We start from the raw sequence: 12,704 nt of genomic DNA on the forward strand, positions 1-12,704 counted from the left end.
CAGCCGACGGGGATCGGAATCTGTGCGCGCCTTTGCTTGGCGGCCTGCGTGTGTGTGGGGGCGGACTATAGCGGTTCGCCCCCACGTTCGTTGCTTTTTCTGGGAGTTGGCCGTAGGTGGTCGTTCTTCGTTGTTTGCCGGTGGTTTGTCGTAGGTCCGTCCTAGCTTCGGACCTGCTTGAGTAATGCGAAGGGGGCCTCGGTGGAGTGTGGGCTGTTCGCCCATAGTCCGGACGATTCCGGGCGAAATTGGCATTTGTTATCAGACCATCTGCGGGGAACAGGGGATCTGGCTGCGGAGTTCGCTGTGCCCTTCGGTGGCGGAGAGGTGGCGCGCTTTCTTGGGCTAACTCATGACCTGGGGAAGGGAAAACCGTCGTGGCAAGAGGCGCTGCGGCAGGTCAGTGGATCGGACCGCCCGGTTGGCGTGCCGCATAAGGACGAGGGGACGTGGTGGGCGTCCCAGCAGGTGGGGGTGTGGGCCTCGGTGGTGTTGGGTCACCACGGTGGGCTGCCCGACCGGGAGGCGCTGCGGGAGTTGCTGGAGAAGGCGACGACGGAGCGGCTGGCGGAGTTTCGGGCCACGTTGGAGCGGGTCGCAGCTGTTGTGCCGGAGATACGTCCCGCAGAGCGCCCCCAGCTTCCGGGGTGGCTCTCGCCTAAGGACTGGCAGAGCTGTGACGTGTTCATGCGGCTCTTGTTCAGCGCGGTCGTGGACGCTGACTTTCTCGACACCGAGCGGCACTTCTCCGGCGCCCGGACGACCTCTCAGCTGGGGCCGGCTGATCTGGTAGAGCGCTTCGACGAAGAGCGGGCCAAACTCGTGGCGCAGCGGTCATCGCCATTGGATGGGTTGCGTAGTGAGGTTTATGACTATGCGCTGGCCGCCTCGGCGTTGCCTCCGGGGATGTTTCGGCTTCCGGCGCCCACCGGTGCGGGCAAGACGCTGGCCATGGCAGGTTTCGGCTTACACCATGCGGCGCGGCACGGGTTGCGGCGGGTGGTGATGGCGGTGCCGTTCCTGTCGATCACCGAGCAAAACGCCGGGGTGCTGCGGGGCCTCCTCGACGGCGAGGACGACGAGACCCCGTCGGTCCTGGAGCATCACAGCGGGATTCGGTTGGAGGCCGAGGACAGCGAGAACGGCGGGCGGTTCGCGTGGTGGCAGCGGCTGGCTGCGGAGAACTGGGATGCGCCGTTCGTGGTGACCACGATGGTGCGGTTGTTCGAGTCGATATTCGCGCGGCGTCCTTCGGCGATGCGTAAGCTGCACCGGCTCGCCGGGGCGGTGCTGGTGTTGGACGAGGTGCAGGCGCTGCCGGATCGGTTGCTGTTACCGATCCTGTCGGTGCTGCGCACGTTGACCGAGCATTTCGGGACCACAGTCGTGCTGTCGTCGGCGACGCAGCCCAGTTACTGGTCGCTGGGGCCGTTCCAGGATCTTGCGGTGCGTGACATCGTGCCCGCTGAGGCTGGGTTGGCGCAGCGGGCACGGCGCGTGCGCTACGTCTGGCGGCTGGATCCGCGTCCCACCTGGGAGGAGATCGCTGCCGAGGTAAGTGCTGAGCCTCAAGCGTTGGTGGTGGTCAACACCACCAAGGATGCGGCTGTGCTCCATCGCCGGCTGAAGCAGGCCGGGGCTCAGGAGTGCGTGCATTTGTCGACGCGGATGACCGCCGAGCATCGCCGCCGCGTCCTCAGCGATGTCAAGGAAAGCCTGGGACGGGGCGAGCCCGTGGTTGTGGTCTCGACCCAGTTGGTCGAGGCGGGGGTGGACCTCGACTTCCCGGTGGTGTGGCGGGCGTGGACGTGCGCTGACTCGGTTCAACAGGCCGCGGGCCGCTGCAACCGCGACGGCCGGCTGGAGCGAGGGCTGGTCGTGGTTTTCGACCCCGAGAAGGGCGGCCATCCTCGCGACGAGTCCTACAAGGCAGGCCTTGCGGCAACCGAAGCCGTCTTCGGCGACGGACAAGGCGATCCCGAACAGCCTCAGCTTCTGCACACCTACTACCGGCAGCGTTTCACCAAACAAAACCTTGAACAGCCGATCGGCTCCACCGAAGGCGGACCGGTGCGCCCCAACGGGGCGATGATCCAGCGCTGGCGCAAAGATCGCGATTTCCCGCGTGTGGCTGCGGGGTTTCGGATGATCGAGGAGAGCTCGCTGTCGGTGGTGGTGCCTGACACCAACTCCGATCGCCGCGAAGAGGCCGAAAGGCTGATTGCGGAGTTGCAGTACGCGACTCCGAGCCGCCAGCGCATGCTGTTGCGTCAGTTGCAACCGTTCATGGCCGGCATCCCCAAGCACGAAGCGACGAAGGCCATCACCGAGGGCGACGCCACGTGGCTCCTGGGGGATCTGGTGCTGTGGCGCGGCCCCTATGACGAGCAGCGCGGACTCGAATCTGACAACGCCTATACGGAAGAGGATCTTGTGGCGTGACTGACCAATCAGGGGGCTTTGCCCATCCGCCGCTGCTGGTGGAGGTCTCGGGACCGTTCGCGTGTTTCACCCGACCGGAGCTGAAGACCGAGCGGGTCAGCTATCCGGTGATGACGCCCACCGCGGCCAAGGGGATCTTGGAGTCCATCTACTGGAAACCCGAGTTCGACTACCGCATCACCCGCATCGAGGTGCTGCGCCCGATCTCCTGGTTCTCCATCCGCCGCAACGAAGGCACCCGCATGGTGACGCCGCAGTGGGTGAAGAAAGCCCAACACGACCCAACCGAGCGCTACGACATCGAGAACGACCGTGACCAGCGCAGCAGCGTCTGCCTGCGTGACGTGGCCTACCGGATCCATGCTCAGGTGCGACTACGTCCCCACGCCCACGGCAACGAGGCGCGCTACCGCGACCAGTTGCGCCGCCGGGTGGATCGCGGCGCGTGCTTCTCACAGCCGTTTCTCGGCACACGCGAGTTCTCCGCCGACTTCGGCCCCGCCACCGACCAAACCAGAATCTCTGACACCGCCGAGTTGGGGCTGATGCTGCACAGCATCGACTACCACGACGACGGCAGCGAAACCTACCGCTGGTTCAAAGCGCACTTGGACAACGGCGCCATGACCATCCCCGAACAAGGACTGGTGGGAGATGTGGAGCTGGTCGCGATGGGGAGCCGCTGATGCTGCTGAACGCTCTGGCTGAGCACGCCCGCCGCAACAGCCAGGACCTTCCTCCCCCCTACCACCGCAGGCGCTCGGTGCGTTGGATGATCAGCCTGACCTCCCAGGGACACGTCGCCACGCCTCGTGTACCGATCCACGACCTCGCCGGCGCCGAGAATCCGCGGGGGCAGCTACGCGCAACCCCCTTCGTGATGCGCACCAGCGGAATCGCCCCCGCATTAGTGGTCGATACCGCCGAATACGTGCTGGGCACGGCAAAAGAGGACACCGACAAAAGCTCCGCGGCAGCGGGCCAGCGCCACGCCGCGTACCGCGCCCTACTACGCGACTGGCGCGATGCCCACCCGGAAGAACCGATGGCCCAAGCCGTCGTGTCGTTCTTCGACCACGAGCGCCACCGAGAGCTGGACAATGACCAGATCCAGGCTTCTGACCTCGTCGCGTTGCAGGTCGATGATCAGTGGGTGCACGAGGCCCCGGCCGCTGCCGCCTACTGGGTCGAGGTGGTCACCCGCCGCAAAAGCCCCGACGCCCGCACCGCCTTGTGCCTGGTGTGCGGGCAGGAGGCACTGCTGGTTCAAACGATGCCCGAGGCCGTGCCCTCTTCCCTCATTCCCGTAGCCGAAGGGCGCGGCAACGAGGTGCAGATCGTCAGCATCAACAAACCAGCCCAGGGCCGCGGCGGCGAGATCCAACTCGACAACACCCCCATCTGTGGCCAGTGCGCCGGGCAGGCCACCAACGCCCTCACCGCCTTGCTCAGCGACGAACGCCACCGCGAACGTGCTGCCGACAGCGTCATGACGTGGTGGAGCCGCGAGCCTGCCGAGGACGCCGACGTGTGGGACGTAGTCGTGCAGGCCAGCCCTCAAGCCGTGAAGAATCTCCGCCGCTCCGTGGAAGAGCCCTCCAAACGGCCGAACCGCCACAGCGATGTCGACGCCGACTTCTACGCACTCACGGTCAGCGCCAACCGCAGCCGCCTCGTGGTGCGCGACTGGCTCGAAACCACACTGCCTCAGCTACGTCACCATCTCGTGAGCTGGTGCGACGACCACGAGGTCTTCGACCCGTGGGCCGGAACCTCAGGCCAGCGCCGCACGATCGCGCTGTGGAGACTGGCCCTCGCCTTGAGCCGCTACGACGGGGAAACCAAGCGCTACATCTCCAAAACCGAGCCCCGACACGCCAAACCTCGGCTGCTCCAGGCCGCCCTGGCCGCAACCAGCCCTCCGCAGCAGTATCTTTCCCGGCTGCTGCAGCGCATCAGCGCCGAACACCACGTCGATCCGGCCCGGATGGCGCTGATCCGGCTTTTGCTTACACGCTCCCTCCGCCCTGGTGAGGAATCCGTCATGCCTGAACTCGACCCCGACTCCATTCACCCCGCCTACCTGTGGGGACGGGCCTTCGCCGTGTGCGCATCGATCCAACGCGAAGCTCTCGGCGACGTCAACGCCGGCATCGAGGACCGTTTCTTCCGCGTGGCTATGACTCGACCTCGCTCGGTCTATCCCGCGTTGATCGACAAATCAAAAAAACACCTGCGCAAACTCCAGCGCGACCGCAAAACCGGTGCGGCCAAGGCGTTGGAAGAGCGCCTCGCCGAGGTCCTCGACCAAGTCGGCCCGACCCCCCTGCCGGCCGCCATGGCCACCCCGGAGCAGGGACGCTTCATCGCCGGCTTCTATCACCAGCGCGCCGAGGACATCCGCAACAGCCGCGCACGCAAAGCCGCCAAGAACGAAGGCGGCACCAACGACGATCCGCCGAACAACGGCAACGACGATGACGACCCCTCGGAGGGACCGACCCGATGACCACCCCAGCCACCGACCTCGCCGCTCACCTCGACCCCACCCGCAAGCACGACTTCGCTTTCCTCTTCGACGTGCGCGACGGCAACCCCAACGGCGACCCCGACGCCGGTGGCATGCCCCGTATCGATCCCGAAACCGGCCAAGGCATCGTCACCGACGTCGCCCTCAAACGCAAGATCCGTAACCTCATCCCCCTGCTGAGCAATAAGGCCCCCGGCTACGACATCTACGTCGAAGCCGGCACCGCCCTCAACGCCCAGCACGAACGCGCCTACACCACCTTGGGCCTCAAACCCGGCCAAGACGGCGCCGAGCTCAAAGCCCAAGACTGGATGTGCCAGACCTTCTTCGACGTGCGCATGTTCGGCGCCGTCATGACCACCGGTGCCGGCAAAGGCAAGGACCGTCACACCTGCGGTCGCGTCCAAGGACCCGTCCAACTCACCTTCTCGCGCACCGTCGATCCCGTACTGCCCGTGGAAAACGGCATCACCCGCATCACCCAGACCCGCCAACAAGACATCGACAAAGGCGAGTCCACCGAAATGGGCACCAAGCACACTCTGCCTTACGGCCTCTACCTGGGGCACGGGCACTTCAGCGCCCCCCTAGCCCAACGCACCGGCGTCTCCCACAGCGACCTGGAGACCTTCTGGCGTGCCCTGACTCTGATGTTCGAACACGACCGTGCCGCAACCCGCGGCGAGATGACCCTGCGCGGCCTCTACGTCTTCACCCACGACGACGCCCTAGGCAAGGCCCCCGCAGGCAGCCTCTTCGACCACATCAAAGCCACCCCGAACACCGAGCAGCCCCCGCGGGCCTTCACCGACTACACCATCAACGTCGACACCGCCCTGCCCCAGGGCGTGACCCTCACCCGCATTCTCGGATGAACGATTCTTTTGACCAGCGGGCCTCCAGAGACGGAGGCCCGCTGCCCGTAACCCTGTCCGCCTTGGAACACTACGCCTACTGCGGCCGTCAAGCCGGCCTCATCCTCCTCGAAGACGGCTACACCGACGACGCCGCCACCACTCGCGGCACCCTCATGCACCAGCGTGTCCACGAACCCGGCTCTGAGACCCGCGGCCAAATCCGTACCCTGCGCGCCCTCCCGCTCTTCTCCGACCGGCTCGGGTTGCACGGCGTCGGTGATGTCGTCGAAGTCCACCCCAACGGTCGCCCCGTCCCCGTGGAACACAAATCCGGCGCCTACATCGCCGGCGGGCCAGCCGACGTCCAGGTCGCCGGCCAGGCCATGTGCCTGGAAGACATGTTCGACCATCAGGTTCCCACCGGTGTCATCTACTCCGGAGCCGACCGGCGCCGCCACAGCGTGACCATCGACGACGAATTGCGCCAGCGCGTCCTCGACCTCGCCGATGCTGTACGCGCTCTCACCAGCGGCCTCCACTTGCCGCCGCCAGCCGCCGACCAACGCTGTCGAGGCTGCTCGATGAACGCCCAGTGCATGCCCAAACTCCTGGCTGGTCAACGCGCCTACACCCAGGCCACCAGCCGGCTGTTCCGCCCAGCCCCAGAAGCGAACCTGCCATGACCGAACTCCTCAACACCCTCTACGTCCAAACCCAAGGCGCCGGGCTCTACCTCGACCACGACAGCGTGCGCATCCGCACCCCCGAGGACGAGCAACGTCGTACCCTGCCCTTGCGCCGCCTCGACAGCATCGTCGTATACGGTCACGTCACTATCAGTTCCGAGCTGCTGGCCCGCTGCGCCGAAGATGGGCGCGGAATCACGTGGATGAGCCGCGGCGGACGCTTCAAATCCCGCACCGAAGGCCCTACGCGCGGCAACATACTCCTACGCCACGCCCAACACCGCATCTACGACATCGACGAACAGCGTCTACCCATCGCCCGCAGCTTCATCGCAGGAAAGATCCAAAACTCCCGTCAGGTCCTGCTACGCGGTGCCCGCGACGCCACCGACCCCAGCCGCCAACAGCGCATCCGCGACACCATCACCACCTGCGAGGAGTACCTCACCAACGCCGAAGCAGCCAGCAGCGTCAACGAACTCATGGGTATCGAAGGCAACACCGCACGCATCTACTACGAAGCCTTCGCGCTCCTGCTCCGCCCCGACAACGACACCGGCACCATGAACGGACGCACCCGCCGTCCCCCAACCGACCCGGTCAACGCCTTGTTGTCTTTCCTCTACGGCCTCACCCGAAGCCTCATCCACGGAGCCGCCGAACAGGTCGGCCTCGATCCCCACCTGGGATTCCTCCACGGCATGCGCCCCGGCAGACCCTCCCTTGCCCTGGATCTGATGGAAGAATTCCGCCCCATCTTGGCCGACCGGCTTGCTCTCACCCTCCTCAACCGGCGCCAAGTCCGCGCCGAACACTTCGAAAAGCATTCCGGAGGAGCAGTCAACCTTACTGAGGAAGGACGCACCATCGTCCTCACCGAATGGCAGCGGTGGAAACAGCGGGACTGGAAACACAAACAACTCAAACGCAGTGTTCCCGCGGCCCTTCTGCCTATGGTCCAAGCCCGTATCCTCGCCCGCCACGTCCGCGATGAGCTTCCCGCCTACCTTCCCTGGACGCCAAGCTAATGCACATACTGCTCACCTACGACGTCAACACCACCACCCCCGAAGGACGGCGTCGCCTACGCTCGGTGGCCAAGCTCTGCGAAGGCTACGGCCAGCGTGTACAAAAATCCGTGTTCGAAATCCTCAGCGACGAACCCGGACTCCTCAAACTCCTCGACCGCATCATGCGCACCATCGACGAAGAGGCCGACAGCATCAGGGTCTACAGGCTCCCACCCGACGGATTCACCACCGTGCGCACCCTCGGCCAAGCCCGCCTCACTCCACACAACGACGCACTCATCCTCTAACGCACCATCAGAGGCATTGCTTAGGAACCCCAAGTGGTCACCACCACCCCAGGAGGTTCCGAAGCAGAAAACGGACAAAGAGCAATGAAATGCTGCTGACTGGCGTTCCTAGCTACTTGACCTATAGGCATAACTCCTGCTCAGCCAGCGTGGCAGCCACCCTCCGCGGTGGCTGAGGATCGCAACGCTGCCGAGCTGGAAGGGGCCGCGCGAGGTCGATGTGGCAGCCACCCTCCGCGGTGGCTGAGGATCGCAACCGGTACTCGCGCCACCTGCGGCCGCCGTCGTGGCGTGGCAGCCACCCTCCGCGGTGGCTGAGGATCGCAACTTGCGCGCGTCGGCTGGACTGCCACCGGACGCCGTAGGTGGCAGCCACCCTCCGCGGTGGCTGAGGATCGCAACAGCTCCAGGACGGCGTCCGGCCACTCGGCGCCGGGGTGGCAGCCACCCTCCGCGGTGGCTGAGGATCGCAACGAGGACGCATGGCAGAGGTGGTACGCGGCCGACTAGTGGCAGCCACCCTCCGCGGTGGCTGAGGATCGCAACGTCCCAGAAGCGGGCTAGCCGCGTGAGGGCAGCATGTGGCAGCCACCCTCCGCGGTGGCTGAGGATCGCAACCTGCCCTGTCCGGTGCGGCGCGTCCGCTCCAGCTCGTGGCAGCCACCCTCCGCGGTGGCTGAGGATCGCAACTGTCGCCGCGGCTGCGCAACGCCCATCAGACGATGGTGGCAGCCACCCTCCGCGGTGGCTGAGGATCGCAACGCGGTCTTGCTCCGGCGTGGCCACCGGGTAGGTGAGTGGCAGCCACTCTTCGGGGTGGCTGAGGATCGCAACGACGTCGGCGAGGGCGCTGCGGCGGCCAGCCAGCGTGGCAGCCACTCTTCGGGGTGGCTGAGGATCGCAACGTGACATCGAGGCCGTCCTCGCCGGGTACACCGCGATGTGGCAGCCACTCTTCGGTGCTGAGGACCGCAACGCCACTGCCCGCCCGGCCAACATGACGGTCACCAGGGGTAGTCGCTGGTTAGGTGGACAGGTGTGGCGGCTTCCAGCTCTGAGTCCAGGCGGTGCTGCAAGCCGGGGCCGCTGCACCGTCATCGTCGGCTGGCGGGAGGCTGGGGCCGTGGCTGCATGGAGGTGTCGAAGCGGGTCTCGAATGTGGTGTAGGGGGTGGCGTGGTGTATGGCGTGGTCGCGCCAGGTGCGGGCTGCTGTGAGGGCGTGCGGGTCGTTGACCAGTTCGGTGCTGTGTAGCGCTCCGGTGTGGGTGTAGTGCATGAGTAGGAGTCGTTGGGAGTCGAAGAGCCAGTAGTCCAGGTGGGGCAGGTCTTTTGGCCAGGTGCCGTGGTCGACGGCGAGGATGCGGATGTTTTCGCCTGCGGTGGTGTTGGGGCGGTAGGCCCAGGCGCATTCGAAGCGCACGTAGTCGGAGAGGGGTTCGGTGACGATGTGGACCCGGGTGTAGCTGCGCCCCCGGGTGATGCCGTTTCGGATCTCGTTTTGCCACTGGTCGAGTACGGGTGAGTGTGCGATGTGGCCGGTGGCCAGGAACTGCTGGAAGGGCTCACGCTCGCTGGCGGTGTCGTAGTGTTGTCGGGTTTCCAGGCGAAACGCGGTGTGGCGGAACTCGGCGAACAGTTGCTCGACGTCGTCCCAGCCGATGGGTTCTCCCTTGATGACGTCGTCCATTGGTCGTCCTGTCTTTGGTGGGTAGGTGGGTGGCGGTGGCCAGCAGGAGGGCGCTGTAGCCGAGGTTGTAGGTCAGGTGGGCGGTGATGAGGGGGGTGAGGCGGGTGGTGCGGCGGTAGAGCCATACCAGGACCGCCGCACCTAGGGCCAGGGGGAGGATGGCCCACCCGTAGTAGAGGTGGTAGCTCACTTTGGCTAGGCAGGCCACGGTATAGATTTCCCAGGTGGGGCGGCGGGCCGCGCCCAGCAGCACCACCGGCACGGCCACCACCAGGATTTCCTCAACAACTGCCGTGGAGATTTGGACGGGGGCGGTCATGGCCACCATCCGCACCACCTCGCCGCGGGTGTCCATGGCGAACCCGCCTGTTTGGGTGGTCAGGGAGGCCAGCAGGCTGTGGGCCAGCATGGCTGCCACATAGGCCAGCAGTGCCCAGGTGAACACCGCGGCGGCCTGGCGGCGCCACCGCCACCGCCGTTCGCGGGGCCGGGGTGGGGTTATCCCGAGGCTGGTCAGTGGGAGGTGTAGCCAGCGGGTGAGGGTCCACAGCACCAGCGGTACCAGTATGAACAGCAGCGCGGCGTGGATGCTCCAGCGGGGTAGGGCGGTGGCGATGACCTCCCCGGGGGCGGGGGGCGGTGATGGTGCGGGCCCCGCTGGCGGCGATGGTCGAGGCCAGTGACCATCCGAACCCGGCCAGGTAGATCAGGGCGTAGGCGCTGTAGGCGGTCCAGCCCGAAATCGTCCGCGTCCGCGCCGCGGGGTCTGGTTGCGGGGCGGGCGCGGGTAGCAGGCGCTGCCACCAGCGGGCCGGCGGGGACACAGACGGGGCAGAAGCAAAGGTCATGGGTGGCTTTCAAACGCTGCGGTCATGGACAAACAAGAGTGGTGTCAGACGGTCGCACCGGGGGTGGGTGTGCTCGGGCGGATGGTGGCCGGAGGCCGCTGTGGCCTCTCCCATCGGGTGGCCTTGTTAGCCCGGATGAGTGCGGGCGGCTCGGCCATCTTGGGGACGAGGGTGGGCAAGTGGGTGGGGTTGAAGCCGTGGTGGGGCCGGCGGTGTTCGAGGGTGGTCAACGCGCCGGGTGGGTGTGTGCTCACTGGGGGGCTTTCGTGGCGGGGAGCGAGACGGGGGTGTCGTGGCGTTGGGCGCGGGTGGTGAGGAGGGTGACGGCTTGGCTGGCGGGGCGTAGTTGCACGCCGGCGGTGGCCAGGCGGGTGTGGAGGTGGGGATAGTCCAGGCCGGTGAGGTTGATGAGGTCGTAGATGAGTAGGCCGGCCTGGTAGTAGGTGGCCAACACGCCGGGGCTGCTGGCTGTTGACAGTGGCGGTGTTCCTGGGGGCAGGTCGAGGTCGTCGAGCACGGTGTGGAGGCGGCGCGCATACGGTGCGGTGGCCGGTGGGGGTGGGGGGGGGGGGGCGTGTGTGGGCATGGGTGGTCCTGATCCGGTCGGGAAAGCATCAGCAGACGATGGGCACGGGGGCTGGGTTGGTTAGCCCCGGCTGGCAAGGACGCCGAGGCCGCCGTGGAGCCAGACGGGGTCGGGGTTGGTGGGTGGGTGGTGGGGGCGCCAGCAGGTGATGGGTTGTAGGCCGGGGGTGAGGAGGTCGAAGCCGGTGAACAGGGCGGCGATCTCGGCGCGGCTGCGCAGCCTCAGCGGGGTGGTGGTGTCGGCGTAGATCGCCTCGACCTGGGCGGCGGTCTCGGGGGTGGTGGCCTCACGGCAGGCGTGGGAGAGGGCCAGGTGGCTGCCCGGGGGCATGTGGGCGGTGAAACCGGCGATGACCTCGGCGGGGTCGGTGGGGATGAAGTGGAACAGCGCCAGCCCCAGCAGCGCCCACGGGCGGGTGAGGTCGAGCAGGGCGCACGTGTGGGGATGGGACAGCACCGCGGCGGGGTCGCTGGCCTGGGCGGCGACGACGGTGGTGCGGGGGTTGTCGGCCAGCAGCGCGCGGGCGTGGGCCAACACGATGGGGTCGTGGTCGACATAGACCACCCGCACGTCCGGGTTGTGGCGGTGGGCGATCTGGTGGACGTTGTCGACGGTGGGAAGGCCCGAGCCGAGGTCGATGATCTGGTCGATGCCGGCCTGGGCCACCAGGTAGGTGACCACGCGTTGCAGGAAGCGGCGGTTCTCTGTGGCGATGAGGCGTGCGTGGGGTTCGCGCTGCTCCAGCGCGGCGGCGGCTTGGCGGTCGACGGCGAAGTTGTCTTTGCCGCCCAGCAGGTAGTCATAGATGCGGGCCGGGGTGGCGGTATCCACATGGAGCAACGGCGGCGCGTAACGAGCGGCGAAAACCTCGTCGCGGGCCATGGGAGAGTCACCAACATCGAAGACGGATACGGACAGGGGACGAGGAGACCGGCTCAGCCCGAGGGCGGGGTGTCGTGGCCAGAAGACGCGGTGGTGGGCTCGCTGGCGGCAGAAGTGGGCAGTAGCTCCAGTAGTGTTTCGGTGAGGTCGGTGAGGGTGGCGGCGTGGTAGATGGTGGCGGCTTCCAGGTGGGCCAGGGCGGGGTGGAGGCTGCGGAGGTGGGTGCGTAGGACGAGTAGGTCGCGGGAGGCCAAATCGAGGCTGGTCAGGTCATGCTCGTGCTCGGCGGGGGTGATGGTCTGGCCGGTGAGGTCGGCGACGATGGTGCGCAGGGTCTCGGCCAGCAGCGCACGGCGCTGCTCGGTGTCGGTGCTGGCGAGCGTGCTGGCCAGCGGTGTCTGCGTGGTTTCGGTGGTGTGGCGCCAGTGGGGGAGGGGGAGCTCGGCGGGGCGGTGGTGGGGGTTGGTGGGCCAGGTGGGTGGGTGGCCGTGGGTGTAGAGCCCGGCTAGGCCGGCCAGCAGCCGGGTGTGCTCATCACCGGTGGCCGAGGTTCCGGGGGTGATGACGGTGCCGGGGAGCTGGTGGTGGGCCAGGGTGTCCTCGATCGCTGGCGCCAGCACCGCCTGCGGGGAGAGTTCAACAAAGACACGGTCGTTCTCGCCGGCGAGGCGGTGGATGGCCGCCTGGAGCTTTACGGGGGCGCGGAGTTGCAGGCTCCAGTAGGCCGCGTCCAGGTGGGTTCCGGTGGTGGGGGTGGTGGTGACGGTGGAGACCATCGCCACGTTGCCTTCTTGGGGCCGCAGGCCGGTCAGGGCAGCGGCAAGCCCGGAGAGGTACTCATCGAGCAGCGGGCTGTGGGCGGGTGGG

The 12,704-nt window shown here is 66.9% G+C and carries 13 protein-coding genes and 1 CRISPR repeat array; of the genes, 7 read left to right on the forward strand and 6 right to left on the reverse strand.

From position 1 onward, the window contains the following. The first annotated feature begins 201 nt into the window (after window positions 1-201). The 7 genes from cas3 to cas2 are packed head-to-tail and all read left to right on the forward strand — an operon-like array spanning window position 202 to window position 7,833. Complete coding sequence (gene cas3 / locus ABD848_RS14525; protein WP_344972086.1) at window positions 202-2,442, forward strand: CRISPR-associated helicase Cas3'; 2,241 nt, start codon at window positions 202-204, stop codon at window positions 2,440-2,442. Beyond that, the gene (gene cas5c, locus ABD848_RS14530) at window positions 2,439-3,128 is read left to right on the forward strand and encodes a type I-C CRISPR-associated protein Cas5c (RefSeq protein ID WP_344972061.1); all 690 of its coding nucleotides are present in this window, start codon (window positions 2,439-2,441) and stop codon (window positions 3,126-3,128) included. The genes cas3 and cas5c overlap by 4 nt, the downstream gene beginning before the upstream one ends. Next, complete coding sequence (gene cas8c, locus ABD848_RS14535) at window positions 3,128-4,951, forward strand: type I-C CRISPR-associated protein Cas8c/Csd1 (RefSeq protein ID WP_344972063.1); 1,824 nt, start codon at window positions 3,128-3,130, stop codon at window positions 4,949-4,951. Before cas5c ends, cas8c begins: the two co-directional genes overlap by 1 nt. Next, entirely contained in the window at window positions 4,948-5,847 is a 900-nt protein-coding gene (gene cas7c / locus ABD848_RS14540; protein WP_344972065.1) for a type I-C CRISPR-associated protein Cas7/Csd2, read from the forward strand. Before cas8c ends, cas7c begins: the two co-directional genes overlap by 4 nt. Continuing rightward, window positions 5,844-6,512 (forward strand): CRISPR-associated protein Cas4, encoded by a 669-nt coding sequence (cas4, locus tag ABD848_RS14545; RefSeq protein ID WP_344972067.1) that lies wholly within the window; start codon window positions 5,844-5,846, stop codon window positions 6,510-6,512. The genes cas7c and cas4 overlap by 4 nt, the downstream gene beginning before the upstream one ends. Next, a complete protein-coding gene (cas1c, locus tag ABD848_RS14550) occupies window positions 6,509-7,543 on the forward strand; it encodes a type I-C CRISPR-associated endonuclease Cas1c (RefSeq protein WP_344972069.1) in 1,035 nt (344 codons plus the stop codon). Before cas4 ends, cas1c begins: the two co-directional genes overlap by 4 nt. Beyond that, window positions 7,543-7,833, forward strand: a complete 291-nt coding sequence (gene cas2 / locus ABD848_RS14555; protein WP_344972071.1) for a CRISPR-associated endonuclease Cas2 — start codon at window positions 7,543-7,545, stop codon at window positions 7,831-7,833. The genes cas1c and cas2 overlap by 1 nt, the downstream gene beginning before the upstream one ends. Window positions 7,834-7,982: 149 nt before the next feature. After that, a CRISPR array of direct repeats spans window positions 7,983-8,738; the repeat unit is 37 nt; unit sequence GTGGCAGCCACCCTCCGCGGTGGCTGAGGATCGCAAC. Between the two features lie 189 nt (window positions 8,739-8,927). On the opposite strand, the gene ABD848_RS14560 is transcribed toward cas2, so the two are convergent. The 6 genes from ABD848_RS14560 to ABD848_RS14585 all read right to left on the reverse strand — a co-directional run. Continuing rightward, on the reverse strand, window positions 8,928-9,509 hold the full coding sequence (locus tag ABD848_RS14560) for a DUF6879 family protein (protein WP_344972088.1): 582 nt from the start codon (window positions 9,507-9,509) through the stop codon (window positions 8,928-8,930). Continuing rightward, window positions 9,397-9,966 (reverse strand): CPBP family intramembrane glutamic endopeptidase, encoded by a 570-nt coding sequence (locus ABD848_RS14565; protein WP_344972073.1) that lies wholly within the window; start codon window positions 9,964-9,966, stop codon window positions 9,397-9,399. The genes ABD848_RS14560 and ABD848_RS14565 overlap by 113 nt, the downstream gene beginning before the upstream one ends. 447 nt (window positions 9,967-10,413) lie before the next feature. Further along, entirely contained in the window at window positions 10,414-10,623 is a 210-nt protein-coding gene (locus tag ABD848_RS14570; RefSeq protein ID WP_344972075.1) for a hypothetical protein, read from the reverse strand. Continuing rightward, window positions 10,620-10,955 carry a hypothetical protein gene (locus ABD848_RS14575; protein ID WP_344972077.1) on the reverse strand — a complete coding sequence of 112 codons (336 nt, stop codon included), beginning with the start codon at window positions 10,953-10,955 and terminating at the stop codon, window positions 10,620-10,622. The genes ABD848_RS14570 and ABD848_RS14575 overlap by 4 nt, the downstream gene beginning before the upstream one ends. Window positions 10,956-11,015: 60 nt before the next feature. After that, window positions 11,016-11,837 (reverse strand): SAM-dependent methyltransferase, encoded by an 822-nt coding sequence (locus ABD848_RS14580; protein ID WP_344972078.1) that lies wholly within the window; start codon window positions 11,835-11,837, stop codon window positions 11,016-11,018. A gap of 53 nt (window positions 11,838-11,890) precedes the next feature. Continuing rightward, on the reverse strand, window positions 11,891-12,704 hold an 814-nt coding region (locus ABD848_RS14585; protein WP_344972080.1), incomplete at its 5' end, for an acyltransferase domain-containing protein.

The sequence above is a fragment of the Salinactinospora qingdaonensis genome, from assembly GCF_039539445.1.
Taxonomy (GTDB): domain Bacteria; phylum Actinomycetota; class Actinomycetes; order Streptosporangiales; family Streptosporangiaceae; genus Salinactinospora; species Salinactinospora qingdaonensis.